Source organism: Leucobacter sp. OLIS6, from assembly GCF_002752355.1.
GTDB lineage: Bacteria > Actinomycetota > Actinomycetes > Actinomycetales > Microbacteriaceae > Leucobacter.
This window is the reverse complement of the sequence record NZ_MRAV01000002.1, coordinates 42,563-68,164: the sequence shown is the minus strand read 5'-3', so window position 1 is coordinate 68,164 and position 25,602 is coordinate 42,563. Positions and strand designations below refer to the sequence as shown.

Sequence of the window (25,602 nt, the reverse complement as noted above, 5' to 3'; positions counted from 1 at the left end):
GTTGGCGGAGCAGGAACGACGGGGGTACGAGGGCTTCGGCGGCCGGGTCGGCGAGTTCGCGTCCGGGTCCGAGCCCTGGTGGCGGCCGCGCCCCGAGGCCCGGGCCGACGCCCCCAACGTCGTGATCGTACTCGTCGACGACCTCGGGTTCAGCGACCTCGGGCCGTTCGGCAGCGAGATCCCGACGCCGCACATCGACCGGATCGCGGGCGACGGCTGGGTGTTCACGAACTATCGGACCGCTCCGATGTGCTCACCGGCGCGGGCCGCGCTGATGACGGGACTGAACCCGCACCGCGCGGGCTTCGGGTACGTCGCGCACACCGACCCCGGGTATCCCGGTTTCACGTGCGAGCTCCCCGAGGACGCCCCGACCCTCGCCGAGTCGCTGCGCGCGGGCGGCTACGCCACCTTCATGGTGGGCAAATGGCACCTGACGCCGGAATCGCGACTGCACGACGCGGCCGACCGCGCCTCGTGGCCGCTGCAGCGCGGCTTCGACCGCTACTTCGGCAGCATGGACGGCTTCACCTCGCTGCACCACCCGCACCGGCTGGTGCGCGACAACTCCGTGGTCGACGTGCCGGAGTTCCCCGAGGGGTACTTCCTCACCGACGAGCTCACCGACTCGGCGCTCGCGATGATCGACGAGCTGCGGGTGAACGACGCGACGAAGCCCTTCTTCCTCTACTTCGCGCACACCTCGGTGCACGGTCCGATCCAGGCGAAGGCCGACGACATCGCCCGGCACCGCGGCCGGTACGCGGCCGGCTGGAACGCGCTGCGCGAGGCCCGCTTCGCCCGGCAGCGCGAACTCGGGATCATGCCCGATCGCGCCGAGCTGCCGAGCGGGGCGCAGGCCGACGACGACCGGATCCCCAGCTGGGAGTCGCTGAGCTCCGACGAACGCGAGCTGTTCGCCCGCCATATGGAGGTCTACGCGGCCGCGGTGGACGAGGTCGACCAGAGCCTCGGCCGTCTCGTCGCGCGGCTCGAGGAGCTCGGCGAACTCGAGAACACGGTGATCGTGCTGGCGAGCGACAACGGTGGCACCGCTGAAGGCGGTCCGAGCGGCACCCGCAGCTACTTCGCCCAGTTCGGGCACGCCGCCGCGCTCCCCGCCGACTGGGTGCGGGACGTCCCGCGCGACCCCGCCGAGATCGGCGGGCCGAAGCTCTTCAGCCAGTACCCCGCAGGATGGGCGCGCGTCTCGAACACCCCGTTCCGGTCGTTCAAGTCGTCGACCTACGAGGGCGGCGTGCACGCCCCGCTCATCATCTCGTGGCCGGCCTCCCGTATCGGCGAGCCCGGCCTGCGCGACCAATTCGTCTTCGTCTCGGATCTTGCTCCGACGATTCTCGATCTCGTGGGCGTGCCGTCTCTCGGGTCCCGGCACGGCCGCCCGGCGATGCAGCCCGACGGCCGCAGCCTCGCCGACGTGCTGGGCGCTCCAGGGGCCGAAGGCCGGGACACGCAGTACTTCGAGTGCGTGGGCCGCCGTGCGGTGGTCGACGGCGACTGGAAGGCGCTGTCGAACGTGCCGCCGACGCCGACCGAGGGCGCTGCGGGTGGATCCTGGGAGCTCTATCGGATCTCGGAGGATCCGACCGAGACCCGCGACCTGGCCGCGGCCGAGCCCGAGCGCGTCGCCGAGCTCGCCGAGCTCTGGCGCGAGGAGGCCTGGCGCAACACCGTGTTCCCGCTCGACGACGACGGATCCCTCCACACCAACCGCCCGGCCTCGGAGGCCCCGCTCTCGGATCCCGTCGCGCTCGCCCCCTTCCGGCCGCCGCTCGAGCGCTTTCGCGCGGCGAAGCTGACGGTACTGCGGTCGTTCACCGTGGACGCCTCGCTCGATCTCGGCCCCGACGGGAGGGCCGCCGGTGTCGTCGTCGCGCACGGCGATCAGGGCGGCGGCTACCTCCTCGCGATCGAGGACGGCGCTCCCCTGCTCGCATACAACGCGTACGGCGACATGCATCGCGCGCGCGGTCCCGTGCTCGGCCCGGGCGCGCACGAGCTCCTGCTGCGCGTCGACGAGCTCGACGGCATGCGCTGGCGCCTGCGTCTCGAGGTCGACGGAACGACCGCGGCCGAGATCCCGGGAGTCCCGATGCTGCTCGGCATGGCGCCGTTCACCGGTATCAGCGTCGGCTACGACTACGGCGGCCCGGTCGACTGGGAGCTGCACGAACGGCACGGCGGCTTCCGTTTCGCCGGGGGCGAGATCCGCCGGCTCCGCTACGTGCCCGGCGCGCGCTCGCAGCACGACCGGACCGTGCTGCGCGAGATCGGCGCCGCGGTCGCGGCGATCGCCGACTGAGCGATCGCCGCGGGCGCGGCCGACCCGCCTACGCCTCGCGCACGAACACCCGCCGGCCGGCGAACCAGGTCTCGTCGACCCGGGTACGCACGAGCTCGTTCGCCGGGTGCGCGAAGGGGTCGCGGTCGAGCAGCACGAAGTCGGCCGATTTGCCGACCTCCAGCGACCCCGTCTCGGCGGCGAGCCCCATGGCTTCGGCCGCGTTGATCGTGAACACCGCGATCGCCTCGTCGAGCGTGATCGCCTCCTCGGGCCACAGCGTGCCGGGGTACTCCCCGCTCGGGTCCTCCCGAGTCACGAGACCGTGGATCCCCTCCCAGGCGTTCGGCGACGCCGACACCGGCCAGTCCGAGCCGCCGGCGACGATCGCGCCGGCGTCGATGAGCGAGCGGTTCGGCTGCATGCGGTCGGCACGGTCCCGGGGCAGCACCTCGCGGATCGCCTCCACGATGGGGCCGGGCACCCAGATGAACGGCGAGATGTCGGCCGAGACGCCGAGTGCCGCGAATCGCGGGATGTCGTCGGGGTGCACGAACTGGCCGTGCGCCACCTGGTACCGCGTCTCGGTGAACCCCTCGCCGCGCAGCGTCTCGACCGCGTTCAGCACCGCGTGCACCGAGGCGTCGCCCGTGCAGTGGATCTTGGCCGAGATGCCGACCTCGGCGACGCGGCGCAGCCAGTCGGTCAGCTCCGCCGGATCGAGCAGCGTGTCGCCGTGGAAGTGGTCGCCGTGCAGTTCATCGGGCAGGTAGGGCTCGAGGAACGCGCCCGTGCGGGTCGGCGGCACCCCATCGAGGAAGATCTTCACGAAGTCGGGCCGGTGGTGATCGGTGCGGAACCGCTCGCCGCCGAAGACCAGTGCCTCGCCGATCACGTCGTGCCCGAAGATCTCGTCGTTCACGAGCATCGAGGTGACGACCCACGCGTCGAGCTCGCCGTCGGCGTCGAGCGCGCGCAGCGCTTCGAGGGTCTGCGTCGAGACACCCGCGTCCTGGAACGCCGTGATCCCGTACTCGCTGAGCATCGCCACCCCGCGGCGCGAGGCGGCCCGATCCTGCTCGGCGGTCAGCGCACCCACGGCGCGGTGCGCCTGCGCGACCGGGATCCCCGCCGCCTCGATGAGCACGCCGGTCGGCCGCCCCTCGGCGTCGAGCGAGACGCCGTCGTCGCCCGCGGCGATCCCGGCGAGCTCCATCGCGCGCGAACTCGCCCACCGGTTGTGGTGCGAATCGTCGGAGAGCATCACCGGGCGTCCGCCCGCGGCCGCGTCGAGCAGGGCCAGCGCCTCCGCGGAGTCGATCTCGCCGAGCCGGTCGCTGGCCCACGGCCCGCCGACGATCCAGGCATCGGCCGGCAGCCCCTCGGCGTACGCGCGCACCGCGTCGGCGATCCCGTCGAGGTGCGCGCCGAGCGGCAGGCGCAGCTCGAACAGGTCCTCCTGGCCGGCGATCGCGTGGTGGTTGTGCACGTCGACCAGGCCGGGCATCAGGAACGCGCCGTCGAGCGCGCGGCGCTCGGTACGGGGCCCGGCCAGCTCCGCGACCTCGGCGTCCGTGCCGACGGCCGTGATCCGCCCGCCGGTCACCGCGATCGCCTCGGCCCGCGGACGGGTCGGATCCGCGGTGTAGACGCGGGCGCCGGTGAGGATCAGATCGGGGTGGGTCATCGTCGACTCCTGTCTGTGTGCGGAAGCTCGTGGGTGCGCGCGAACGGCACCCCGATCCAGTATTCCGACGATGGATCCGGCGACGTTGACCGTGAGGACAGCGCTGTTGCGCATGCGGGACCGATCCGCGCGCGGGCTCCCGACCGGCGGCAGGATGAGGGCACGGCAGAGTCGCCGACGAACGAGAGGAAGAGCCGGATGACCGGAAGCACGGACGTACAGGGGCGCGTGGTCGCCATCACCGGAGGCGGGACCGGCATCGGCGCCGCGGTCGCCGAGCGGTTCGCGGCAGAGGGCGCCACCGTCGTGGTGCTGGGTCGACGCCGCGAGCCGATCGAGGTCGTCGCGCAGCGCATCGGCGGGACCGCGATCGTCGCCGACGCGGCCGACGGCGCGTCCGCCCGGGCCGCCGTCGCCGAGATCGTACGCCGCTTCGGACGCCTCGACGTGCTCGTCGCGAACGCGGGCGGCCACGGCTTCTCGTCGGTCGGCGAGACGAGCGACGCCGACTGGGACGCCGCGATCAGCGTCAACCTGTCGACGGCCTTCGTGATGGCCCGCGAATCGCTGCCCGCGCTGATCGACGCGGCCGCGGAGCACGGCGGCGCCCAGATCGTCATCGTGTCATCGCTCGCCGGGCTCTTCGCCGGTCCCTCCGTCGCGGGCTACACGGTCGGCAAGCACGCCCTCATCGGCCTGACGCGCAGCCTCGCCCGCGATTACGGCGCGAAGGGCGTGCGCGTCAACGCGATCTGCCCGGGGTGGGTGCGCACGCCCATGGCCGATGCCGAGATGGACGAGTTCGCACAGGCCGCTCCCGAGATCGCGGACCGCGCGGCCGGGTACGCCGCGGTGACCCGGGACGTCCCCCTCGGCCGACCGGCGGAGCCCGCCGAGATCGCGTCCATCGCGCGTTTCCTCGGATCCGCGCAGTCGTCGTACGTGACCGGATCGGTGCTCGTCGCCGACGGAGGCGCCCACGTCGTCGACCTGCCGACCATCGCGTTCGAGCACGCGGGCATGTAGTCGCACCCGAACGCCGAAGGGCGGGCCCGGCGAGAAGCCGGGCCCGCCCTTCGGCGTTCGCGGAGTCACCCGCCCAGGTACGCCCGCCGCAGCAGCTCAGGATCCTGCTCGAGCGCCTTCGCCGGCCCCTGCGCATGGCTGACGCGGCCGCTCGCGAGCACCATCGCCTCGTCGGCGATGCCGAGCGCGAGGTGGGTGAACTGCTCGACGAGCAGCACCCCGACCCCGGTCGCCGCGATCTGCTGGATCAGCGGCAGCAGCCGCATGAACACCACCGGTGCGAGGCCGAGCGACATCTCGTCGATCAGCAGGAACCGCGGCTTCGACGCGAACGCGCGCGCCAGCACCACCATCTGCTGCTCGCCGCCCGAGAGCAGCGCCGACTGCGCGTCGATGCGCTTCTCGAGCTCGGGGAACGACGCCAGCACCTCTTGCACACCCGCGTCGTTCTTCGCGGTGAGCAGCAGGTTCTCGCGCACGGTGAGCGACGGGAAGATCGCGCGGCCCTGCTCGATGTGCGCGATGCCTGCGCGAGCGCGCTGCACGCGGCCCCACTTCGCCATCGACCGGCCGTCGACCGAGATGTCGCCCGACGAGTGCGGGATCACGCCCGACACCGATTCGAGCAGGCTCGTCTTGCCCGCCCCGTTCGGTCCGACGAGCGCGAGGATCTCGCCCTCGCGGAGCACGAGGTCGACCCCCGAGACCACGGGTCCGGCTCCCCGGCTGACGGTCGTTCCGCTCAACTGCAGTTCGCTCACTGCGTCACCTCCGCGTCTCCCATGTATGCGGCCACGACGGCCGGATCCTCCAGCACCGATCCGGCCTCGCCCTGGGCGAGCACCCGACCGAAGTCGAGCACGGTGAGCTCGGTGCAGACGGTGCGCACCAGATCGAGGTCGTGCTCGATGATCACGATCGCCGTGTCGAAGCGCGACGGGATCCGGGTGAGGCGCTGCCCGAACTGCAGGTGCTCCTCGTGCGAGAGCCCGGCGGCCGGCTCGTCGAGGATCAGCACGCGCGGCCCCGAGAGCACCGCCGCGGCGACCTCGATCAGTCGGCGGGTGCCGACGTCGACGTTCGCGAGCTGCTCCTCGGGTGGCGGGCAGCCGAGGAACGCGAGCGCATCGGCCAGCTCGTCGCGGTCGAGCGCCCGGCGGGCGACGAAGCGCACGTAGGCCTCGACCGTGAGCTGGGGCGGCACCCGATCCTGCTGGAAGGTGCGGCGCAGGCCCTTCCGGGCCCGCGACACCGGCGACAGCCGGCTGATGTCGGTGCCGTCGAGCTCGACCGCGCCCGTGTGCTGCGGCAGGAAGCCGCTCACCGCGTCGACGAAGGTCGACTTGCCGGCGCCGTTCGGGCCGATGAGCCCCATGATCGAGCGTGGACGCACCCGCAGCGAGACGTCGTCGAGCGCCTTCAGCGCACCGAACTGCACGCCGAGCCCGCGTACCTCGAGCACGGGCGGCGCGTCCGCGGGCACGGGCTCCTCGGCCTCGGGCACGGCGAACACGTCGAGCACGCTCGTCGTCACCGACCCCGGGTCGACCGCCGCCGCCTTTCGGCGTTTGGCCCGCTTGCGGATGCCTGAGCGGATCGCCTCGCCGAGGTTCGATCCGCTCGTGAGCGCCTGGATGCCCAGCACGCCGAAGACGACGAAGCCCCAGTCCTGGGGCACGCCCCAGCGCTTCAGCAGCTCGGGCACGAGCACCCACAGGATCCCGCCGAAGATCGCCATGTCGATCAGGTAGGCGCCGCTCATGATCGCGAGGATGTAGAGGGCGAGCGACTGGATCGGGGTGAAGCTCGAGGCGTACGGGATTCCGACCTGGCCGGCCAGCAGCCCGCCCGAGACGCCGCCGAGCGCGGCGCTGACCGCGAAGGCCGACAGCTTGGCCGCGCTGACGCTCTGGCCGACGGCCGCGGTGCCGCGCTCCGAGAAGGCGACGGCCTTCCAGCTGCTGCCGATGCGGCTGCGCTGCAACAGGAACACGCCGAGCGCGCAGATCACGAGCACGATGATCGCGAAGAAGAAGAACTGCCGGTCGCTCGAGAACATGGCGGGCCGCTCGATCTGCGCGCCGTCGGCCTGGCCGGGGAACTGCGTCTGCACGAGCAGCACGTCGAACGCCGCGGCGAAGCCGAGGGTGACGACCGCCAGGTTCACACCGCGCAGGCGGAGCGCCGGCAAGCCGATGATCACGCCCGCGACGCCTGCGCCGATGCCGCCCGCGATGAGCCAGACGATGAAGCCGCCGGGTGCGTGCGACACGTTGAGCCACGAGACGATCCAGGCGCCGATCGCGCCGAAGGTGAGCTGGCAGAGCGCGATGATGCCCGCCGAGCCCGTGACGATGCCGAGACCGAGGATCGCGATCGTCGCGGTCACCATGCTGATCGCGAGATAGACGACGTAGCCCGAGAGTCCGACGCTCAGGGCCCAGCCGACGCCGAGGGCGAGCACCGCCACCACGAACGGCAGCGCGACGCGGAGGGAGCGGTTAGCGAGCAGCATCCCACACCGCCTTTCTCTGGGACCACAGGAGGAGGACGACGATGAACACGAGCGGGACGAAGCTGCGCACGAGCGTCAGCTCGGACACCTGCGCCACCATGCCGCCGACGAGACCGAGCAGCAGACCGCCGACGACCGCGAGGTCGAGCCGTTTGAACCCGCCGAGCAGCGCCGCGGCGGCGGCGGGGATGATGAGCATCGACAGGCTCACCGCGTCGTTCGACTGCGTGGGAGCGATGATCAGCACCGTGACCGCGCTGACCGCGCCGGTGACGGCCCAGACCCCGATCGACAGCGGCTTCGACGCGATGCCGATCAGCTCCGCCGTGGTGGGGCGGTCCGACAGCGCGCGCAGTTTCGTGCCGATGGTGGTCTTGCGCAGCACGACCGCGGCGGCGAGCGCCACGAGGATCGCGAGCGAGACGGTGACGACGGTGACCCAGCTCACGACCACGCCGGCGACGCTGAACGCGGCGCCGTCGAAGATCGGGGCGAAGGGCTGGGGCTTGTTGCCGAACATGATGTAGGAGAGCGACATGAGCAGCAGGAACGGGGCGACGGTCATGGCCGAGCGGGTCGATAGATCGGCCTCGGCGAGCCAGGTCGCCGCGATCCAGCCGATGAGCGCGCTGAGCAGGGCGCCGACGATGACGCCGGCGATCGTCGCGAGCCAGACGGGGATCCCGAGCTTGCTCGCGAACCAGACGGAGATGAACGCGGCGAACATGCCGGTGGCCGCCTGCGCGAAGTTGACGACGCGCACGAGGCGGGACATGAGGGTGAGCGTGACGGCGAAGACGGCGTAGACGCCGCCCGCGGCGAGTCCGGAGAGCGCGCCCTGGAGGAGCGCGCCGCCGTTCACGCGTGCCCCCGGGTGCGGGGGCCGCGCGATGCGGGTGTGTGGTGCATGGGAACCTCTGCGGTGGGATCGATGGGACCGGAGCGCCCGGTGGGGCAGAACCCGAGGTTCTGCCCCACCGGGCGCGGGAGCGGAGCGGTTACTTCGACGGCAGCTTCAGCCAGTCGTCCGCGGCCTTGGCCCAGGCGTTCGTGCCGGACTTCAGCACGACCGGCCAGCCGCCGGGCTCGTAGTCCTGCGCGGCGACCTGCTTGAACTGGTACGGGTACGCGATCATCTGGTTCTCGATCGGCTTCATCTCGTCGAGCGCCTTGGCGACGCTCTCGCGGGTGATGTCGCCCTTGATGCTCTTGAGCACCTCGACCATGAACGTGGCCGAGAGGTAGCCGCCCTGGCTGAACGAGGTCAGGGTGATGTCGTTCTTCTTCATCAGCGCCTTCCAGTCGGCGTTGATGTCGCTGTCCTCGGTGAAGGGGTAGAACTCGGCGGGGACGTAGACGCCCGCCGCGCTGTTCGACACGGCCTTCGCGAAGCTCTCGCTGTAGGTGGAGGTGAGGAACAGGAAGGTGACGTCGTCCCAGCCCTGCTGGTTCGCGGCCTTGATCTGGCCGATCGCGTCGGGCTCGACGGCGTTGCTGACGATGGCCTTGCAGCCGGCCTTCTTCGCCTTCACGATGTAGGGCGTGTAATCGGCGCCGCCGTAGGGCACGGTGTCGTCGATGAGCACGGGCTTCTTGCCGGTGATCGAGCTCCAGCGGTCGACGGCGGCCTTGTAGGAGGGGCCGGTCGAGCCGATGACGCTGGTGAACACGCACAGGTCGCTGAGGCCGAGCTTCTCGGACCCGTAGAGCATGGTGAGCGTGGTGTCGTTGAACGGGCCGATGTTGACCGGCGCGATGTTCTTCGACTTGAAGCAGCCGGGGTCGACGCCGATGCCCTGGATCGAGCGCACCTTCTCCTGCTCGTAATACTTCGCGTTGATCTCGCAGTCGAGCAGCGACGCCGAACCGACCAGCGCGACGACCTCGTCGCTGCCGATCAGCTGACGGGCGGACGCGGTCGCTGTTGCGGGGTCGGCCTTGTCGTCGGTGATCTTGTATTCGATCTTGCGGCCGTTGATGCCGCCCTTGGCATTGACCTCGTCGAACACGGCCTTCGCAGCCTGCGAGGCCTCGGGGAAGGTGGCCGGGCCGCTGATGGTGTTGACGGAGCCGAGCTTGATCGGCCCGCCGCCACCGCCGTCGCTTCCGGCGCAGCCGCTGAGCGCGAGCGCCGCGGCCGCGGTCAGGGCCGCAGCCGCCAGGAGTCGTTTCTTCATGTCGGTTCCTCTCGGGACAGGTGAGGGTGAGGTACTGCGGGGGCGCGGAGCCTTCGGGCTCCGGAGTCAGACGGGCTGGACGTCGGGGTAGGCGACGGATCCGAGGGGGTAGACGTGGCCGCCGGCCCGGGAGTGCTCGGCCCGGCCGTCGCCCGTGATCCCGAGGAAGATGCCCGTCGTCATGAGCTGGGTGCCGAGGTCGTGCAGCCAGACGCTCGCGACGGCGATGCGGAACTCGCGGAAGCAGAACAGGTAGAGGCCGTCCTCGAACTTCCACACGGTCGACAGGTCCATGTCGCCGTGGCCGCGCTGCACGCCCTGGACGCACTGCCAGGCGTAGCGCTCGCTCGAGATGTAGACGTGCTCGTAGAGGTGCTCGGGGCTGTATCGGTACAGGTTGCGGCGGCCGATGAGGTCGCGCGACGGGCCGGGGACCTCGCCGGTGGCGGTACCGCGGTCGGTCGTCGCCGCCCAGAACGTCTGCCCGACGCGGGGCTCCCCCTCGGTCTCGGACTCGGCGATCTCGGACCGGGTCACGAGCGCCCGGTGGGTGCGCTCGGAGTAGACGATCGTGATCGCCTCGCGCTCGCGGGTCTCGACGGGCAGGTTGAGGAACACGACGTCCTCGCGCACCCGTACCGCGTCGTAGGGATCCCGCAGCTCGCCCGCGGTCGTGATGGAGCCGCTCGCCGACCAGGCGACCTCGCCGTTCTCGAAGGCGAGGCGCAGCTCGGTGCCGTCGTCGAGCAGCAGTGCGAGCGTCTGTCCGTCGAGGTCGATGCTCGGCAGGCGGTAGGTATCGATCCCGGCCGCGAACTCGTCGTAGCTCCGCCACTCGTTCGGATCCGCGGCGGTCAGCTCGGCTGCGGTGGGTGCTGCTGCGGGGGTCGTCATCGTCCCGGGGTCCTTTCAGCGCGTCGGTCAGAGAGGACGTCGCACCGCGCGCCCAGCCGTCGACTGGAGAGCTTCGATGCTCGTCTTGCGCTCACTGTAGGGAGCGGTGAGCCGACCCGGACCGCACCGCTCGCGCAGCGACAAGGGGCGTGGCGATCCGGTCAATCCGGGTCACGAAGCGGTTGCGGGACGCTCCCCGAGACGCAGCTCGCTCGGCGAGACACCGAACGTCGCCTTGAACGTGCGGCTGAAGTACGCGGCCTCGGTGAAGCCCCAGCGGGCCGCGATGCTCGCGACGGTGCGATCGGCGAGCACGGGGTCCAGCAGGTCGGCCCGGCAGCGGTCGAGCCGTCGCGACCGGATCCAGGCCGACACGGTGGTGCCGGTGCGGCGGAAGACCGCGCTCAGGTGGCTCGTCGAGACGTAGTGCGCCGCCGCGATGCGCCCGGGCGAGAGATCCGGCGACGCGAGATGGTCGTCGATGTAGGCGTAGATGCGCTGCAGCAGCTGGTGGTGCGGGTCCCGCTGCACCGGATCCGTGTCGGCGATCCCCGAGACGAGTGTGGTGACGAGGTCGAGCGCGGTGCGGGCGAGCTTGCCGCGCAGCGGATCGTTCATCGCGGTCAGCTGGGCGGGGAACTGCCCGAGGAACGCCGTCGCGACCGAGGCGAGGGCGGGATGCTGCTCGCCGAGCACGACCGCGGTGAGCTGCTCGGCGTACGGCACGGGAAGCAGGTGCTTCGGGAACATCATGACGAGGTTGCGGAAGCTCTCGCCGAGCAGCAGCGAGTACGGCTGCGACGTATCCGTGATGGTCAGGGATCCCGGCCCGAGCGCCGCCTCGCGGCCGTCCTGCACCAGGATCCCGCTGCCCTGCTGCAGCAGCCCGATCTTGTAGTACCCGCTGCCGCCGTTCGCGATCGTCTCGGGCGTGCGCTCGACGAGGTGGGGGCACGCCGTCACCTCGGTGAACACGATGTCGCCGGCCGAGACGGAGTGCATGCGCGCCGCGAACGGCGCTTCCCGCTCCGTGCTGATCCGCAGCGGGACGAACGAGGCGGAGACCATGCTGCGGAACGCGGCGAGGCTGTCGGTCTGGGCGACGCCCGACCCGCCTCGCGCGCCGTGCGGTGCGATCGTGCGCTGCATCTGCTCCACCCGCCTTCGGGCCGCCGCCCGAGGGCGGGCGCGGGATCGCCGACGCGCGTCCTCGCGGCGCCGGAGCCGCTGTGCACGCGAGCGTACACGCGCGCGACCGCGGTGTCAGCAGCTGCGGCCGGACCGGGGTCGCTGGGTCAAGGGCTCGGCGTGGAGAGGCAAGGTGAGGCCGGATCTCCTTCCGACGGGCGTCACGCTCGCGCGCCGTCGAGCGATCGGAGACCGCGGCGGAGGATCCGCCGGGTTTCGGGTCCGGGGCTCTCTCGCGCCCACCGGATCGCGAGATCGCGCGCCCACCCGGGGTTCGACTTCGCGGCGTCGTTGATCCAGTTCGCGACCGAGTCCTGCACGTAGGTCGACGGGTCGGCGCGCAGCGGTTCCAGGATCGGCAGGCCCCGATCCGGTTCCGACCCGAGCACCGCGATGCGCTTCGCCCACACCCCGCGCGGACGCAAGGCCTCGCTCGCGAAGCGGCGGACCCGCTCCGACGGATCGGTCGTCAGCTCGGCGAGCGCGGCGACGCTCTCATCGAGTTCGGCGGCGAGCCGGTCCCGCACGGCCATCCAGGCCCATTCGCGCACCCCGAAGTGCGGGTCGTCGGCGGCCGGCAGGATCAGCGCGACGATCTCTGGCGGGGATCCCGGCTCCGTGGCGAGCGCGAACCAGGCCCATCCGCGTACCGTGTCCGAGGGGTGTCGGGTGAGCTCGGTGCATGCCGCCGCCCCGAGGTGGGCGTGGAGTGCTGCGCCGATGGCGCGCATCCGGGCCAGGATGCCGAGCTCCCCTGCTGCCCGCACCTCGGCCGCGAGTTCGCCGGACGCCTCCGGGATCGCGTGCGCGAGCAGCACCGCGTGGTCCAGTGCGGTGATCTCGCCGAGCGTGCGCGACTCGACGAGGCCGCGCTGCACCTCGTCGCGCGGCGCAGACGGGCGGCGCCGGGAACCGTTCGTCGGGTTCACGCCGATGCCGTCGCGTTGCGCTGCATCGTGGCGAGGGCGTCGGCGCAGGCGGCCGCGGCGTCCGCACCGATGTCGCCCGTGAGCCGCTGGAGCCAGGTCTCGTACCGCGGGGCGAGCTCGGCGAGCAACGCTTCCCCCGCCGGGGTGGCGTGCAGGACGAGCGCGCGGCGGTCGCTCGGATCGGGTTCGCGGACCGCCCATCCCGCGCGGACGAGCCCGTCGACGAGTCCCGTGACCGTGGCTCGGGTCACGCCCGACCGCTCGGCGATCCTCGCGGGTGCCGCCCCCGGCTCGGACGAGATCGCGAGCAGCGCAGCGAAGCGCCCCTCGGAGAGCCCGTGCGGTTCGAGGAGCGCCGCGCACTCGGCGTCGATGCGGCGCGCCGTGGTGAGCAGTCCCATCACCAGTGCCGCCGCGGGCGCATCGCCCACGCGTTCGAGGAGCAACGCGTGCTTGGCATCGATCAGATTATTCATTAGCCACCAAACTATCAGGTGACTAATCTATGTGACTACGGATCTCCGTCCGAAGCCGACTGCCCCCGCCCCGGGGGCAGCGGGGATCAACCGTACGGGTTGGCGGTCTTCTTGTCGGCGTCGATGTCCCGGATCAGCGCGGGATCGGTCAGGCCCTTGCGCGGATCGACGTTCTCGTCCTCGGGATCGTGCTCGGTCGCGCCGTCCAGCACGGGCTCGTCCACGGTCTCCGGGTGCTCCGGGTCGCGGTCTGCGGGCTGCTTCGCGGATTCGCTCGTATCGTTCATGGCACCCACGGTACGGACGCCCCGGGTCGGGATCACCCCCTTGACTTCTCAGGAAGGCCGTCGGGATCCCGCGGATGTCGGACGCGAGTCCTACACTCCTTGCCGTGAGCATCCGTGAAAGGCACGACCTCGGTCCCGAGCGCTCCCGCTTCGACGCGGGAAGCGCCGCCGAGACCATCGCCGAGCTCGACGCGCAGTACGCCGCCGGCGAGATCGATCGGCATGCCTACCTCGTGAAGAAGCAGAGCCTCGTCCGCCTCTTCCTCAAGGCGACGACATCGCCGACGCGGCGGCCGCCGCGCTGGGAGACCGAGCTCTGACGCGAAGGAGCGCCGCGCGACGACCGGTTTCTCGCGAACGCGGCACCCTCCGGAATCTCCTCCGAACTTTTTTGTGACGTTCGCGCCGCACGATCCGTCTCATATGTAGAGCGTCTTTCATCGCTCGTTGGACGGCGCGGCCCCGGGCCGCGCCCGTGATTGTGGAGGTAGTTCTGATGGCTACGGATGAGACGAACACGGCTGCAGTTTCCGGCACGGGCCCGGCGGACTCCCCCGGCGCGAAGCGCGCCGCGGGCTCGACGCGCGTGGATCGCGCTCCCGCGACGCCGCGCCAGACCGCCGAGGCCGGGTCCTCGGCCGGCCGCACGACGATCGCCGAGGGCGTCGTCGCGAAGGTCGCGGGCATCGCGGCGCGCGAGGTCGCCGGCGTGCACGCCCTCGGCGGCGGCGGCGCTCGCGCACTCGGCGCGATTCGGGACGCGGTCAACGCGACCGACCTCACCCAGGGCGTCAAGGTCGAGGTGGGCGAGACGCAGGCCGCCGCCGACATCACCATCGTGGTCGACTACCCGGCCCCGATCCAGGAGGTCGCCGAGAACGTCCGCACCGCGGTCACGACAGCGATCACCCGGCTCGTGGGGCTCGAGGTCGTCGAGGTGAACGTCGACGTGAACGACGTGCACCTGCCCACCGACGACGACGGTGACGACGAGTCGCGCGTCTCATGAACGCGACGCTGACCGGAGCCGCGATCGGCGCGGTGCTCGCCTTCGCCGCGCTGATCTTCGGATTCTGGGGATTCCTCCTGGTCGCGCTGCTCATGCTGCTCGGTGCGCTCATCGGACGGGTGATGTCCGGTCAGCTGGACCTCCGCGCGCTCGCCGGAGCGTTCAGCGGGAGGCGAACGTCGTCATGAGCGCATCGACCGTCGCGCCCCCGGCGCCCGTAGGGGTACTCGCCCCCGTTTCGCGCCCCTCGGGCACCGTGCGGGTCCGAGAGCGCGTCATCGACAAGGTCGTGCGGGAGGCCGCCGCGGTCGCGATCGGTGTCCCGCGGGACGACGTGAACGTCGAGGTGGTCGAGTGGGGCGGGGGGCTCGCCGTGCGGATCGCCGCGAAGCTCCCCGTTCCTGATCTCGAGACCGCGGAACCGGGCGAGGCGATCATGCCGATCGTCGATCGCGTGCGGGCGCTGCAGACCGGCCTCGCGGCCGATGTCGAGCGCCTGACCGGCCGCGAGGTCCGCCGGGTGTCGTTCACCGTGACCGGAGCGATCATCCCCGAACGAAAGCGGGTGAGATAGATGTCGAACTCGGTGCTGCACCGCGTCGTCCGACGCGAACTCCATTCTCCGAGAACGGCCGCGGCCGCCGCCGTCCTCGTGGTCGTCGCCCTGGCGGTGATCGCGGTGGGCGTCGAGATCGTCCTGCATCTGCTCGGCGCGGATCCGCTGCTGGTCGCGCCCGGCGCGGCCCTGAACTGGCTCCGAGAGCTCCCCGAGCATCCGCAGTCCGTGACGCTGCCCGTCGGGATCGCCGCGGCGGTCCTCGGGCTGGTGCTGGTCTGGCTCGCGGTCGCCCCCGGCCGTCGGCCGAAGCACGAGCTGGGCGGCACCGACCGCGCGCTGATCACCGACAACGGCGTGATCGCGTCGGCGGTCGCGGAGCGGGTACGGCGCGAACTCGATCTCTCGAAGGGGGCGGTCGTCGTCGGGATCGGTCACCGGAGCGCCGATGTGACCGTGCGGCCGGAGCCCGGCCAGTCGATGGAACGCGCCCGCGTGCGCGCCGTCGCCGAGGAGGAGCTCGACGCCTACGCGCTCCGGCCCCGGGTGAAGGTCCGAGCGCGCGTGCTGCGCAGTGCAGATCAGGAGGACGCATCATGAACGCGACGAACCGCGGACTCAATCGAGTCGTCCTGCTCGTCGTCGGTGCGACCCTGCTCGGGCTCGGCGGCGGCGCGGCGGCGGTGGCGGCCTGGTCCCCGGCCGGAACGGCCTGGTCGGACTGGAGTTCGGCCGCGATCGCCTGGATGCGGGACGCCGACCGTGCGACGCGCCTGTCGGACTCGACCTCGGTGAGCTGGTTCGTCCTGGCGATCCTGCTGCTGCTCGTGGTGGTGGTCGCCTTCGCCGCCGTCGTCCTCTCGCGTCTCGGCGGCGGGCGGAGCAGCACGGTGATACGCGACGAGCGCGGCGCGGGCGTGCAGGGGCCGGTGACGATCCACCAGGGCTTCGCCGCGGACCTGATCACCCGCTCGCTGGACGCGCACGACGAGATCCTCGCCTCGCGGGTGAGCACCCGCAGACTGCGCGGGGCCGATGTGCTGCAGGTCACGGTCACCCCGCGGCAGAACGTGTCGCCCGTCAGTGTCGCCGAAACGGTGTCGCCCCTGCTCGACCGCCTCGACGCGCTGCTCGGGCGACGGACCCCCACGCTCGTCACCATCCGGTCGGGGCTGCGTTCCCGCATCGCGGCGGACGAGTCCCGAGTGAACTGACCCCGCGCGGCGGGGCCTGACGAAAGGAACGATTCCATGCGCAAGAACCTGTTGATCATCGCGGTCGTCGCGATCGCCGGCTATCTCGTCGGCGTCGAGTCCGCGAAGTCCCGCGGCAAGAACTACGAGGACCTGCGGCACCAGCTCGAACGGCTCTGGACCGATCCGGAGGCGAGGAAATCGCGGAAGCGCATGGCGAAGAACGCGAGGAAGTCCCTCGAGCGGGCTCGGAAGAACTTCCTCGGCAGCTGATCACGACGGAGCGATGCTCCGCCCGAATACCCGTGACCGCCCGGAAAGCGGCGGTCCGCTGAAGAGAGGAGCGCATCATGAGCGCTGGAGACAAGATCAAGGCCGCCGCCGAGAAGGCGGCGGGCCAACTGAAGGAGACCGTCGGCAAGGTGACGGACAACGACGAGCTCATCGCCGAAGGCAAGGCCGAACAGGCGAAGGGAACCGTCAAGGACACCGTCGCGGACGCGAAGGACCTGTTCAAGAAGTAACCGTTCCGCCGGGGCGGGCGACCCGTCCGCCCCGGCGCCCCCGCTCGACCCGTCTGAAAGGAATGTTCTCATGGGCTTCTTCAGCTTCCTCCTCCTCGGTCTGATCGCCGGCGCGACCGCCAAGTTCATCCTCCCCGGCAAGCAGGGCGGCGGGTGGTTCGTCACCCTGCTCCTCGGCGTGGTCGGTGCGATGCTCGGCGGTTGGCTCGGCGGCCTGATCTTCAACGTGAACCTGCAGGGCTTCTTCAATCTCTCGACCTGGCTCCTCGCGATCGGGGGATCGGTTCTCGTGCTGCTCGTTTACGGCCTGTTCACCGGGAAACGCGCAAAAGGCTAAAAATGCATATCCCTGGACTCCCGGGCGCCCCGAAGACAGGATGGGGATACGGGTGGCGATCCCGCCCGATGGCCCCTCTGCTCTGAGGCGCCCTTCGTCCGAGGGGGATGACGCATGACCAGTGACCGTTACCGCAGTCCACTGACCGAAGCCGACGACGAGATCCTCGCCGACCGCGCCGCCGACGGCGACCCGGACGCCTTCGCGGTCCTCGTGCGGAGGCACGCGCCCATCATGCGCGCGTACGCGCGAAGGCTCCTGCCCGGCTCTTCGGAAGTCGATGACGTGGTGCAGGAGGCCTTTCTCGCCGCCTGGGACCAGCTGGACGGGCTGGAGGACCGCGCACGAGTGCGGGCATGGCTCATCCGGATCACCGGACGGAAAGCCTTCGACCGCATCCGCGCGACGAAAGCGCATTCGGACCTCGGCGAGATGGACCTCCCCGCCCCAGAGCGAATGACCCCGCCCCGCAGAGCCGAAGCACGGGCCGGCATCGCCGCGTTGGGCGATGCGATCACCCGGCTTCCCGAAGCCCAGCGCGAATGCTGGGTGCTCCGAGAGCTGGGCGACTATTCCTACGACGAGATCGCTGCGGAACTCGACGTTCCGGTATCGACGGTCCGCGGATTGCTCGCTCGGGCACGAAAAGACATCATTATTCGGATGGAGCAGTGGCGATGAACGAACACGACAGCCCGGACCTCCGAAGTCTGGCGACGGAGCCCGAGGATCTCGACGGGCACACCATCGAGGAGCTCTTCGAGTACCTCGAGTCCGACCGGACCCCGATCAACCCATCGATCGAGCGCTCGGCCGGATGCCGGATCGCGCTGGAAGCGCTCGCCCGGCTCCGGGAACTGACTCCCGATCTCCTAGCCGCCGACGCCGAGGAGGAGCCGGAACCGAGCGAGAGCTGGGTGCAGTCGATCCTCTCGGGCATCGCCCTCGATGCACGATCCGGTCGCCGCATCCCGATCACCGATCCGACGTCGGACGCCGACCTGGGACTCACCGAGGGGGCGCTCCGGGGAGCCATCCGCGCCGCGGAGCGGGCCGCCCCAGGGGCCGTCGTCGGCAGATGCCTGTTCGACGGAGAAGTCACGGTGCCCGGATCGCCCGTGCGGGTCCGCGTCGAGCTCAGCGCCCCCTACGGGGTGCCGATCCCCGATCTCGTCCGACGTCTCCGGACCGAGATCGAACGACGCCTGAAGAGCCATACCACCCTGAACGTGAGCGCGATCGATATCGAGGTGCGCGACCTTCATGGACTGCCGAACCCGACGGAAGGACAACGGTGAGCAATTCGACGGATCAGCCGATCGCCGCGGACCTCGAGACCGCCGTACGCGCCGTTCCCGGAGTGAGCGGGGTATTCCGGACCGGGGGGATCCTCTCGAAGCTGGTCGGCGCGAGCGCCGAGGCGCTCGGAGACCCAGCGGACCGAGACCCCCTGGTGCGCTGCGAGCACGGCGCGGACCGCACGCAGGTCGAAGTGGCGATCGGCGTGCGCGCGGACGCGGGAGCCGCTGAGACCGCCCACCGGACGCACGCGGCGATCTCCGCGCTCTGCAGCGAACGGGGCCTCTCCCCGATCGAGATCCGGCTCACCGTCGTCCACATCGACGAGGACCCCGCCCCAGTTCCGTCCCGCTAGCTTCCGGGTCCGGCCTCGCGCGGACCGCAGACTCTGCACCCAGTACTCCTCGAATCCGAGTGCGCTCACAGAAAAACTATCTTGACGTCGAGATAGTTCGGGCGTCTAATGAAGGTAATCCTAACTTTCATCGGATGATTGGAGTCGAGGCATGACCGAAGTGCAGAATCTCGCCCGTTTCGTGGGCCGCGCGCGCATCGAAGACCTGAGTCCGGAGGCGCTCGAGCAACTCAAGATCCGCGTGATCGACACCCTCGGGGTCGCGATCGGAGCCCTCGACGCCGAACCGATCGCGGCGATCCGCGGGCTCCTCGAAGACCTCGGCGGCACGCCCACCGCAACCCTCATCGGCGGCGGCGCGACCAGCCCCGAGCGCGCCGCCTTCTTCAACAGCGCGCTCAGCCGCTACCTCGATTTCATGGATTCCTGCCTCGCCCCCGGCGAGACGAACCACCCCTCCGACAATCTGGGCGCAGTGCTCGCCGCCGCCGAGTCCGTCGACGCCACCGGGGCCGAGCTCCTCACGGCGCTCGCGGTCGCGTACCAGGTGCACACGCGTCTCTCCGACGAGGCGCCCGTGCGCGCCCGCGGCTTCGATCACACCACGCAGGGTGCGTTCGCGGTTGCCGCGGGAGCTGCCAAGGCGCTTCGCCTCACCGAGGAGCAGACCACGAACGCGGTCGCCATCGCCGGAACCGCGAACGTCGCGCTCCGCGTCACCCGCACCGGCAATCTCAGCCATTGGAAGGGGCTCGCCTATCCGCACGTCTCGCAGACCGGCACCTTCGCCGCGCTCCTCGCCGGCCGCGGGATCACGGGCCCCGAGGCGGTGTTCGAGGGGAACAAGGGTTTCAAGGACTCGGTTTCGGGCCCCTTCGACCTCGACTGGTCCCGCGAGGACCTGGAGCGGGTCCGCCGCACCATCGTCAAGAAGCACAACGCAGAGATCCATTCGCAGTCGGCGCTCGACGCGGCCCAGGACATCCGCGCTCAGGACGGCTTCACCCCGCGCGCGATCGCCCAGGTGCGGCTGACGACCTTCGACGTCGCGCACTCCATCATCGGAGGCGGCGAGGAAGGCGACAAGCGGCTCGTCCGCACGAAGGAGGAGGCCGACCACTCGCTCCCCTGGATGCTCGCCGCCGTGCTGCTCGACGGCCGGCTGACGCCCGAGCAGTACGCCCCCGAGCGCATCGTCGCGGCCGACGTGCAGGGCCTCATGACCCGCGTCGTGATCACGCCCAGCGACGAGCTCTCGGCCCGGTTCCCCGCGCACATGCCCGCCGACCTCGAGGTCGAGCTGGCCGACGGCACGGTGTTCCGCTCCTCGCAGGACAGCTACCACGGCTTCCACGACAACCCCCTCGATTGGGAGGCCGCGCGCACGAAGTTCGACGCGCTCGCGTCGCCCTTCGCGGATGCGGAGCTGCGCGACGAGATCGCCGGGATCGTGCGCGAGCTCGACCGGCGCAGCACCCGCGAACTGACCGCGGCGCTCGCCCGTGTCCCGCGCACCCGCAGCAGCGCACGCAGCGCCCACTGACCGAATCGACCCATCGCAGAAAGGAGCTCCCATGAGCACCGCAGTCCCCCACGACGTCTCCTTCAACTTCGTCCCCCGCGCCTACCGCCCGGCGAAGCCGCGCACCTTCGGCATCACGGAGATCCGCGCCCCGTACTACAACACGTTCGGCACCCGGCACCTGCAGGACGTGTTCGACGTCGCCGGCCAGTGGGTCGACGGCATCAAGTGGGCGGGCGGCTCCTTCGCCCTGCTCCCGCAGGACCAGGTGCGCGCCTTCAGCGACATCGCCCACGAGCACGGCTCCTACGTGTCATCGGGCGGCTGGATCGAGACCGTGCTCCGCTACGGCGACGACGCGGTCGATCACTATCTGAAGGAGGCGAAGGAGGTCGGGTTCGACGTGATCGAGATCTCGACCGGCTTCATCATGCTCAACACCTCGGGCCTGCTCCGTCTCGTCGACAAGGTCGTGAAAGCCGGGCTGAAGGCGAAGCCCGAGCTCGGGATCCAGATCGGATCCGGCGGCGACTCGGGCGAGGCCGAGCTCGCCGCCGAGAGCGCGAAGGACATCGGCGACCTCATCGACCGCGGGCGGCGGGCGCTCGACGCCGGCGCCTCGATCATCATGATCGAGTCCGAGGGCATCACCGAGAACGTGCGCGAGTGGAACACGGGCGCGGCGGCCTCCGTGATCAACGGGCTCGGGCTCGAGAACGTGATGTTCGAGGCCGCCGACGGCCCCGTGTTCGAGTGGTACGTCAAGAACTACGGCAACGAGGTGAACCTCTTCGTCGACCATAGCCAGGTGCTCCAGCTGGAGGGTCTGCGGCAGAACATCTGGGGCAACAAGAGCACCTGGGGCCGGGTGATCAATCCGGCCCCGTCCGCCGAGAGCTGATCGAGTCACCGATATCCGATCCGACCTGGTATTTTCCGGCCGGCCACCCCGCACGGGGCGGCCGGCCGGGTCGCATCTTTCGGCAGACGGGCGTATCGTAAGAGATTTGAGGCGGAGAGGGACGGGGCAGTCCGGCCCTCTTCACGTGTGCCCGGGGGTCAAATCGCCCTCCCGGGTCGACTGGAACGGATCCGAATGCCCCTGACCCCCGATGCGGAGACGAGCGACGCCCCGGCGCCCCCGTCCCCCTCACGCGCACCGCTCCGCGGGGTCGGCGCATCGCACGCCAAGGCGATCCTGTTCGGCGAGCACGCCGTGGTCTACGGGGCTCCGGCGATCGCGATCCCGGTCGACAGTCTGACCGCGGAGGCCGTGATCGAGCGCGGCGCACCGGGCCTCCGCCTCGAGAGCTCCCTCTTCACCGGCCCCGTCGAGGACGCGCCCGCGCGCCTCGCCCCGGTGGTCACGGCGATCCGCGCCTCGCTGGAGCGCGCCGGGCTCGGCGGGCTCGCGCACGGCACCGATGCGCAGGGCGCCACCGTGCGGATCCGCAGCTCCATTCCCCACGAGCGCGGGCTCGGGTCGAGCGCTGCGGTGGCCGCCGCGATCGCGCGCGCCGCATTCGACCTCGCGGGAAGCGAGCTCGACGACGAGACGCTGTTCGACCTGATCCAGACCGCCGAGAAGGTCGCGCACGGGACCCCGAGCGGCATCGACGCCCGCACCGTCGCGGCGACCGGCGCCATCCGCTTCAATCGCGGCGCGGTCGCCCCGATCCGCATCGGCGCACCGCTCACGCTCGCCTTCGCGGACTCCGGCCACCCGGGCTCGACCGCGAAAGCCGTCGGTTCGGTGCAGGCCCTGCGCGAACGGGAACCCGAGTCGACCGATGCGCTGCTCTCCCGTCTCGCCGAGATCGCCGAGGGATCGATCGCCGAGCTCGCCGCGGGCGACCGCACGGCGATCGGCGCGGCGATGACCGAGGCGCACGGGATCCTGAACCGCGTGGGCGTCAGCTCCGAACGACTCGACGCGATCGCCGAGGCCGCGCGCGCGGCCGGCGCGGCCGGCGCGAAGCTCACCGGCGGCGGGCTCGGGGGCTGCGTGATCGCGGTCGCCGACGACGACGCGCACGCAGACCGGATCGGGGCGGCCATGCGCCGCGCCGGCGCCGAACGCACCTGGACCGTGGAGGTACCCGCCGCATGACGACCGCTACAGCTCGCGCTTTCCCGAACATCGCTCTGGTCAAGTACTGGGGCAAGCAGGACGAGGATCTGATCCTCCCCGTCGCGGGCAGCCTGTCGCTGACGCTCGATGCGTTCCCCACCACCACGACCGTCTCGCTCGACGGCGCGGCGGACGCCGACGCCTTCGCACTGAACGGCTCCGCGGCCTCCGCCGACGCGACCGGCCGGGTGACCCGGTTCCTCGACCGCGTGCGCGAGCTCGCGGGATCCGAGACCCGCGCCTCGGTCGTCTCGACCAACGAGGCGCCCACCGGCGCCGGCCTCGCCTCCTCCGCGTCGGGCTTCGCGGCGCTCGCGACCGCCGCGGCGAGCGCCTACGGGCTCGATCTCGACCAGCGCGACCTCAGCCGCCTCGCCCGCCGCGGATCCGGCTCCGCCTCGCGCAGCCTCGTGCCCGGCCTCGCCGTCTGGCACGCGGGCGACGACGCGAGCTCCTACGCGGAGGCCGTGACGGGCCCCGACATGCGCATGGTCATCGTCACGGTCGACACGGGGCAGAAGGCCGTCTCGAGCCGCGCGGCCATGCGCCGCTCGGCGCTCACCTCCCCGTTCTTCCCCGCGTGGATCTCGTCGACCGAAGAATCCCTCGCGGCGATGCTCGAGGCCTGCGCGGCCGACGACTTCACCCGCGTGGGCCGCATCACCGAGTCTCACGCGCTGCGCATGCACGCCGTGATCCAGGCCTGCGACCCACCCATCCGCTACCTGGCGCCCGCGAGCATCGCGATCTTCGACGCCGTCGCCGCGCTGCGCGAAATGGGCCTCGAGGCGTACTCCACCGCCGACGCGGGCCCCAACGTGGCCGTGATCGTCCGCCCGGAGCAGGCGGAGGATCTGGCCGCCGCGCTGCAGGGCTTCGGCTCGGTTCGCCTCGTGGGCCCGGGCGCGGGCGCAGAACTGGTCCCCGCGCACGCCGGGGCGACCGGTGCGACCGGGGCGACCGCATGATCGAGCACCGCGCGCCGGGCAAGCTCTACATCGCCGGCGAATACGCCGTCGTGGACCCCGGGCAGCCCGCCGTGATCGTCGCCGTCGACCGCTACATCACGGTGCGACTGACCGAGGGTTCCGAGGTCGGCCGGGTGCGGTCGAGCGCCTACGGCCGCTCGCCGCTCGTCTGGGTGCGCGACGACGCGAGCGACCGGATCGTGATCGAGCACCAGCCGTCGGACTACGTCTTCGCGGCGATCACCGCGGTCGAGCAGCTGCGCTCCGAGCTGCGGCTGCCCCCGCGCTACTACGACCTCGATATCGGCAGCGAACTCGACGACGTGAGCGGGCGCAAATTCGGCCTCGGCTCCTCCGCCGCGGTCACCGTCGCGGTCGTGGCTGCGCTCGACGAGTTCTACGGCCTCGACCTCACCCGCACCGAGCGCTTCAAGCTCGCCCTGCTGGCGACCTGCGAGGTCGCGCCCGCGGCTTCCGGCGGCGACCTGGCGGCGAGCACCTTCGGCGGCTGGATCCGCTACTCCTCGCCCGACCGGGGCGCGCTCCGCACGCACAGGGCCGTGCACGGCGTCGCCGCGACGCTCGCGGCGACGGCCGAGTGGGCGGGCTGCGGGGTCGCGCGGCTGCCGAACCCCGACTCCCTGCAGCTGCTCGTCGGCTGGACCGGATCCCCGGCCTCCACCGAGCGCCTCGTCGAGCAGGTGCGGCACGCCGACTCGCGCCGCCCGCTGCAGCCGTACCCCGAATTCAGCACCGACAGCCGGTCCTGCGTCGACGACCTGGTCGCGGCGTTCGAGCGGCGCGGCTCGGGAGCTCCTGAGGTGATCGGCCGCGCGCGCCGGGTGCTGCAGCGCCTGAGCGAGACCTCCGGGATCACGATCGAGACCTCGCAGCTGCGCGCGCTCTGCGATATCGCCGAACGGCACGGCGCGGCGGGCAAGCCGTCCGGCGCCGGCGGCGGCGACTGCGGTATCGTGCTCGCGAACGCAGAGCTCTCGACCGATCCGATCCTGCGCGAGTGGGAGGCGAACGATATCCGTCGCCTCAGCCTCGCCCCGCACCCCGCATCAGGAGGCATCGATGCATTCTGATCACCGCGAGGTCCCGGGAACCCGAGCGGCCCGCAAGGACGAGCACGTCGACCTCGCGCTCGAGCAGCGCGGCGCGGCCGCGCGCAACGAGTTCGACGAGCTCGACTTCGTGCACCAGGCGCTCGGCGGCGTCGACGCCGACCGCATCGACCTCGGGGTGACGATCCCGTTCGGCGCCGGTGCCCGGCACGACGCCGGAGAGTGGCACTGGCGGACCCCGTTCTACGTGAACGGGATGACGGGCGGCACCGAGCGCACCACGCGGATCAACCGCGAGCTCGCGATCGCCGCGCGCGAGACCGGCATGCCGATGGCCTGCGGATCCGTTTCGGTCGCCCTCGACGACCCCGATGCGGCGCGCGGCTTCGCGGTGATCCGCGCCGAGAACCCCGACGGCTTCGTCATGGCGAACGTCGGTGTCGGCCGCCCCGCCACCGACGCGCCCCGCGCGGTCGAGCTGCTCGGCGCGGACGCGCTGCAGGTGCACGTCAACGCGGTGCAGGAGACGGTGATGCCCGAGGGCTCCCGGGACTTCTCCTCGTGGCTGTCGTCCGTCGAGCAGCTCGCGGCCGCATCGCCCGTGCCCGTGATCGTCAAGGAGGTCGGCTTCGGTCTGAGCCGCGCGACGCTGCGTCGGCTCGCCGACATCGGCGTGCGTCTCGCCGACGTGAGCGGCCGCGGCGGCACCGATTTCCTGCGCATCGAGAACGCCCGGCGCGAGGCCGGCGAGTACGCGATGCTGACCGGTTTCGGCCAGTCGGCGCTCGCGAGCCTGCTCGACGCTCCCGCATCCGCTCCCACGCTGCTGGCGTCGGGCGGGGTCCGCACCCCCTACGACGTCGTCAAGGCTCTGGCCGCCGGCGCGCGCGCCGTGGGCGTCGCCGGTGCGTTCCTCGAAGCGATCGGCCCCGACGGCACCGGCGGCGGCGCGGAGCGCCTCATCGCCCTCGTCGAGGACTGGAAGACCCGCACGCGCGCCGTCTACGCGCTGCTCGGTGCGACGACCCGCGACGAGCTGCTCGCCACCGATCTCGTGCTCCGCGGCCGGCTCCGGGAATTCTGCACCGACCGCGGCGTTGACCTCCGTGGCCTCGCCTCCCGCTCCGAGGCGCCCCGCGCATGACCCGCGCGCACCG

30 protein-coding genes are annotated in these 25,602 nt (G+C 71.3%); 20 read left to right on the top strand and 10 right to left on the bottom strand.

Going from position 1 to position 25,602, the window contains the following annotated elements; translation table 11 throughout:
* The first annotated feature begins 1 nt into the window (after window position 1).
* Window positions 2-2,323, top strand: coding sequence for an arylsulfatase (locus tag BMH31_RS02095; protein WP_099722989.1), 2,322 nt, complete (start codon window positions 2-4; stop codon window positions 2,321-2,323).
* 28 nt (window positions 2,324-2,351) lie between these two features.
* Here the strand turns inward: BMH31_RS02095 and BMH31_RS02090 are convergent, their stop codons facing one another.
* Window positions 2,352-3,989 (bottom strand): amidohydrolase, encoded by a 1,638-nt coding sequence (locus BMH31_RS02090; RefSeq protein WP_099722991.1) that lies wholly within the window; start codon window positions 3,987-3,989, stop codon window positions 2,352-2,354.
* Between the two features lie 198 nt (window positions 3,990-4,187).
* Between BMH31_RS02090 and BMH31_RS02085 the strand changes: the two genes are divergently transcribed.
* Window positions 4,188-5,015, top strand: coding sequence for an SDR family oxidoreductase (locus tag BMH31_RS02085; protein WP_099722993.1), 828 nt, complete (start codon window positions 4,188-4,190; stop codon window positions 5,013-5,015).
* A gap of 65 nt (window positions 5,016-5,080) precedes the next feature.
* On the opposite strand, the gene BMH31_RS02080 is transcribed toward BMH31_RS02085, so the two are convergent.
* The 9 genes from BMH31_RS02080 to BMH31_RS02040 all read right to left on the bottom strand — a co-directional run bounded on the left by BMH31_RS02080 (window position 5,081) and on the right by BMH31_RS02040 (window position 13,481).
* Entirely contained in the window at window positions 5,081-5,776 is a 696-nt protein-coding gene (locus tag BMH31_RS02080) for an ATP-binding cassette domain-containing protein (RefSeq protein ID WP_099722995.1), read from the bottom strand.
* Window positions 5,773-7,530: an ATP-binding cassette domain-containing protein gene (locus BMH31_RS02075; protein ID WP_099722996.1), complete on the bottom strand. Its 1,758-nt coding sequence runs from the start codon at window positions 7,528-7,530 to the stop codon at window positions 5,773-5,775. Before BMH31_RS02075 ends, BMH31_RS02080 begins: the two co-directional genes overlap by 4 nt.
* Complete coding sequence (locus BMH31_RS02070; RefSeq protein WP_099722998.1) at window positions 7,517-8,392, bottom strand: branched-chain amino acid ABC transporter permease; 876 nt, start codon at window positions 8,390-8,392, stop codon at window positions 7,517-7,519. The genes BMH31_RS02075 and BMH31_RS02070 overlap by 14 nt, the downstream gene beginning before the upstream one ends.
* Window positions 8,393-8,528: 136 nt before the next feature.
* Window positions 8,529-9,707, bottom strand: a complete 1,179-nt coding sequence (locus BMH31_RS02065; RefSeq protein ID WP_099723000.1) for an ABC transporter substrate-binding protein — start codon at window positions 9,705-9,707, stop codon at window positions 8,529-8,531.
* Between the two features lie 66 nt (window positions 9,708-9,773).
* The gene (locus BMH31_RS02060) at window positions 9,774-10,601 is read right to left on the bottom strand and encodes a MoaF C-terminal domain-containing protein (RefSeq protein ID WP_099723002.1); all 828 of its coding nucleotides are present in this window, start codon (window positions 10,599-10,601) and stop codon (window positions 9,774-9,776) included.
* Between the two features lie 171 nt (window positions 10,602-10,772).
* Window positions 10,773-11,750 (bottom strand): helix-turn-helix domain-containing protein, encoded by a 978-nt coding sequence (locus tag BMH31_RS02055; RefSeq protein ID WP_099723099.1) that lies wholly within the window; start codon window positions 11,748-11,750, stop codon window positions 10,773-10,775.
* Window positions 11,751-11,950: 200 nt separating this feature from the next.
* Window positions 11,951-12,718, bottom strand: coding sequence for a HEAT repeat domain-containing protein (locus BMH31_RS02050; RefSeq protein ID WP_168187881.1), 768 nt, complete (start codon window positions 12,716-12,718; stop codon window positions 11,951-11,953).
* Window positions 12,715-13,194, bottom strand: a complete 480-nt coding sequence (locus BMH31_RS02045) for a MarR family transcriptional regulator (RefSeq protein ID WP_099723005.1) — start codon at window positions 13,192-13,194, stop codon at window positions 12,715-12,717. The genes BMH31_RS02050 and BMH31_RS02045 overlap by 4 nt, the downstream gene beginning before the upstream one ends.
* An 86-nt stretch (window positions 13,195-13,280) precedes the next feature.
* Window positions 13,281-13,481, bottom strand: a complete 201-nt coding sequence (locus BMH31_RS02040) for a hypothetical protein (RefSeq protein ID WP_143469780.1) — start codon at window positions 13,479-13,481, stop codon at window positions 13,281-13,283.
* 104 nt (window positions 13,482-13,585) lie between these two features.
* Here BMH31_RS02040 and BMH31_RS02035 point away from each other — a divergent pair, with 104 nt between their 5' ends.
* The 18 genes from BMH31_RS02035 to fni all read left to right on the top strand — a co-directional run bounded on the left by BMH31_RS02035 (window position 13,586) and on the right by fni (window position 25,589).
* Entirely contained in the window at window positions 13,586-13,801 is a 216-nt protein-coding gene (locus BMH31_RS02035; protein WP_099723009.1) for a hypothetical protein, read from the top strand.
* Window positions 13,802-13,977: 176 nt separating this feature from the next.
* Complete coding sequence (locus BMH31_RS02030; RefSeq protein WP_099723011.1) at window positions 13,978-14,490, top strand: Asp23/Gls24 family envelope stress response protein; 513 nt, start codon at window positions 13,978-13,980, stop codon at window positions 14,488-14,490.
* Window positions 14,487-14,678: a DUF2273 domain-containing protein gene (locus tag BMH31_RS02025; protein ID WP_099723013.1), complete on the top strand. Its 192-nt coding sequence runs from the start codon at window positions 14,487-14,489 to the stop codon at window positions 14,676-14,678. The genes BMH31_RS02030 and BMH31_RS02025 overlap by 4 nt, the downstream gene beginning before the upstream one ends.
* Complete coding sequence (locus BMH31_RS02020; protein WP_099723015.1) at window positions 14,675-15,064, top strand: NTP pyrophosphohydrolase; 390 nt, start codon at window positions 14,675-14,677, stop codon at window positions 15,062-15,064. The genes BMH31_RS02025 and BMH31_RS02020 overlap by 4 nt, the downstream gene beginning before the upstream one ends.
* On the top strand, window positions 15,065-15,646 hold the full coding sequence (locus tag BMH31_RS02015; RefSeq protein WP_099723017.1) for a DUF6286 domain-containing protein: 582 nt from the start codon (window positions 15,065-15,067) through the stop codon (window positions 15,644-15,646).
* On the top strand, window positions 15,643-16,260 hold the full coding sequence (locus BMH31_RS02010; RefSeq protein WP_099723019.1) for a hypothetical protein: 618 nt from the start codon (window positions 15,643-15,645) through the stop codon (window positions 16,258-16,260). Before BMH31_RS02015 ends, BMH31_RS02010 begins: the two co-directional genes overlap by 4 nt.
* 36 nt (window positions 16,261-16,296) lie before the next feature.
* Window positions 16,297-16,512 (top strand): hypothetical protein, encoded by a 216-nt coding sequence (locus BMH31_RS02005; protein ID WP_099723021.1) that lies wholly within the window; start codon window positions 16,297-16,299, stop codon window positions 16,510-16,512.
* A 77-nt stretch (window positions 16,513-16,589) separates the two neighbouring features.
* Window positions 16,590-16,763: a CsbD family protein gene (locus BMH31_RS02000; protein ID WP_099723022.1), complete on the top strand. Its 174-nt coding sequence runs from the start codon at window positions 16,590-16,592 to the stop codon at window positions 16,761-16,763.
* Between the two features lie 70 nt (window positions 16,764-16,833).
* Window positions 16,834-17,100 (top strand): GlsB/YeaQ/YmgE family stress response membrane protein, encoded by a 267-nt coding sequence (locus tag BMH31_RS01995; RefSeq protein ID WP_099723024.1) that lies wholly within the window; start codon window positions 16,834-16,836, stop codon window positions 17,098-17,100.
* Between the two features lie 114 nt (window positions 17,101-17,214).
* Window positions 17,215-17,781, top strand: coding sequence for a sigma-70 family RNA polymerase sigma factor (locus BMH31_RS01990; RefSeq protein ID WP_099723025.1), 567 nt, complete (start codon window positions 17,215-17,217; stop codon window positions 17,779-17,781).
* The gene (locus BMH31_RS01985; protein WP_099723100.1) at window positions 17,778-18,398 is read left to right on the top strand and encodes an Asp23/Gls24 family envelope stress response protein; all 621 of its coding nucleotides are present in this window, start codon (window positions 17,778-17,780) and stop codon (window positions 18,396-18,398) included. The genes BMH31_RS01990 and BMH31_RS01985 overlap by 4 nt, the downstream gene beginning before the upstream one ends.
* Window positions 18,395-18,754, top strand: coding sequence for a hypothetical protein (locus BMH31_RS01980; RefSeq protein ID WP_099723026.1), 360 nt, complete (start codon window positions 18,395-18,397; stop codon window positions 18,752-18,754). Before BMH31_RS01985 ends, BMH31_RS01980 begins: the two co-directional genes overlap by 4 nt.
* A gap of 151 nt (window positions 18,755-18,905) precedes the next feature.
* Window positions 18,906-20,297 carry an MmgE/PrpD family protein gene (locus BMH31_RS01975; RefSeq protein WP_099723027.1) on the top strand — a complete coding sequence of 464 codons (1,392 nt, stop codon included), beginning with the start codon at window positions 18,906-18,908 and terminating at the stop codon, window positions 20,295-20,297.
* Between the two features lie 31 nt (window positions 20,298-20,328).
* Complete coding sequence (locus BMH31_RS01970) at window positions 20,329-21,177, top strand: phosphosulfolactate synthase (RefSeq protein ID WP_099723029.1); 849 nt, start codon at window positions 20,329-20,331, stop codon at window positions 21,175-21,177.
* 195 nt (window positions 21,178-21,372) lie between these two features.
* Window positions 21,373-22,386, top strand: coding sequence for a mevalonate kinase (gene mvk, locus BMH31_RS01965; protein ID WP_099723031.1), 1,014 nt, complete (start codon window positions 21,373-21,375; stop codon window positions 22,384-22,386).
* Window positions 22,383-23,375: a diphosphomevalonate decarboxylase gene (gene mvaD, locus BMH31_RS01960; RefSeq protein WP_099723033.1), complete on the top strand. Its 993-nt coding sequence runs from the start codon at window positions 22,383-22,385 to the stop codon at window positions 23,373-23,375. The genes mvk and mvaD overlap by 4 nt, the downstream gene beginning before the upstream one ends.
* Window positions 23,372-24,466, top strand: a complete 1,095-nt coding sequence (locus BMH31_RS01955) for a phosphomevalonate kinase (RefSeq protein ID WP_099723034.1) — start codon at window positions 23,372-23,374, stop codon at window positions 24,464-24,466. The genes mvaD and BMH31_RS01955 overlap by 4 nt, the downstream gene beginning before the upstream one ends.
* On the top strand, window positions 24,456-25,589 hold the full coding sequence (fni, locus tag BMH31_RS01950; RefSeq protein ID WP_099723036.1) for a type 2 isopentenyl-diphosphate Delta-isomerase: 1,134 nt from the start codon (window positions 24,456-24,458) through the stop codon (window positions 25,587-25,589). The genes BMH31_RS01955 and fni overlap by 11 nt, the downstream gene beginning before the upstream one ends.
* Window positions 25,590-25,602: the final 13 nt, after the last annotated feature.

Coding starts and splice junctions, on each gene's coding strand:
- BMH31_RS02015 (WP_099723017.1), top strand. CDS start 15,065: ATGTCGAACTCGGTGCTGCACCGCGTCGTCCGACGCGAACTCCATTCT.
- BMH31_RS01995 (WP_099723024.1), top strand. CDS start 16,834: ATGGGCTTCTTCAGCTTCCTCCTCCTCGGTCTGATCGCCGGCGCGACC.
- BMH31_RS02085 (WP_099722993.1), top strand. CDS start 4,188: ATGACCGGAAGCACGGACGTACAGGGGCGCGTGGTCGCCATCACCGGA.
- BMH31_RS01955 (WP_099723034.1), top strand. CDS start 23,372: ATGATCGAGCACCGCGCGCCGGGCAAGCTCTACATCGCCGGCGAATAC.
- mvk (WP_099723031.1), top strand. CDS start 21,373: ATGCCCCTGACCCCCGATGCGGAGACGAGCGACGCCCCGGCGCCCCCG.
- BMH31_RS02000 (WP_099723022.1), top strand. CDS start 16,590: ATGAGCGCTGGAGACAAGATCAAGGCCGCCGCCGAGAAGGCGGCGGGC.
- BMH31_RS01970 (WP_099723029.1), top strand. CDS start 20,329: ATGAGCACCGCAGTCCCCCACGACGTCTCCTTCAACTTCGTCCCCCGC.
- BMH31_RS02055 (WP_099723099.1), bottom strand. CDS start 11,750: ATGCAGCGCACGATCGCACCGCACGGCGCGCGAGGCGGGTCGGGCGTC.
- BMH31_RS02025 (WP_099723013.1), top strand. CDS start 14,487: ATGAACGCGACGCTGACCGGAGCCGCGATCGGCGCGGTGCTCGCCTTC.
- BMH31_RS02005 (WP_099723021.1), top strand. CDS start 16,297: ATGCGCAAGAACCTGTTGATCATCGCGGTCGTCGCGATCGCCGGCTAT.
- BMH31_RS02090 (WP_099722991.1), bottom strand. CDS start 3,989: ATGACCCACCCCGATCTGATCCTCACCGGCGCCCGCGTCTACACCGCG.
- BMH31_RS02040 (WP_143469780.1), bottom strand. CDS start 13,481: ATGAACGATACGAGCGAATCCGCGAAGCAGCCCGCAGACCGCGACCCG.
- BMH31_RS02065 (WP_099723000.1), bottom strand. CDS start 9,707: ATGAAGAAACGACTCCTGGCGGCTGCGGCCCTGACCGCGGCCGCGGCG.
- BMH31_RS02060 (WP_099723002.1), bottom strand. CDS start 10,601: ATGACGACCCCCGCAGCAGCACCCACCGCAGCCGAGCTGACCGCCGCG.
- BMH31_RS02010 (WP_099723019.1), top strand. CDS start 15,643: ATGAACGCGACGAACCGCGGACTCAATCGAGTCGTCCTGCTCGTCGTC.
- BMH31_RS01975 (WP_099723027.1), top strand. CDS start 18,906: ATGACCGAAGTGCAGAATCTCGCCCGTTTCGTGGGCCGCGCGCGCATC.
- BMH31_RS01985 (WP_099723100.1), top strand. CDS start 17,778: ATGAACGAACACGACAGCCCGGACCTCCGAAGTCTGGCGACGGAGCCC.
- BMH31_RS02030 (WP_099723011.1), top strand. CDS start 13,978: ATGGCTACGGATGAGACGAACACGGCTGCAGTTTCCGGCACGGGCCCG.
- fni (WP_099723036.1), top strand. CDS start 24,456: ATGCATTCTGATCACCGCGAGGTCCCGGGAACCCGAGCGGCCCGCAAG.
- mvaD (WP_099723033.1), top strand. CDS start 22,383: ATGACGACCGCTACAGCTCGCGCTTTCCCGAACATCGCTCTGGTCAAG.
- BMH31_RS02075 (WP_099722996.1), bottom strand. CDS start 7,530: ATGCTGCTCGCTAACCGCTCCCTCCGCGTCGCGCTGCCGTTCGTGGTG.
- BMH31_RS02020 (WP_099723015.1), top strand. CDS start 14,675: ATGAGCGCATCGACCGTCGCGCCCCCGGCGCCCGTAGGGGTACTCGCC.
- BMH31_RS01990 (WP_099723025.1), top strand. CDS start 17,215: ATGACCAGTGACCGTTACCGCAGTCCACTGACCGAAGCCGACGACGAG.
- BMH31_RS02045 (WP_099723005.1), bottom strand. CDS start 13,194: ATGAATAATCTGATCGATGCCAAGCACGCGTTGCTCCTCGAACGCGTG.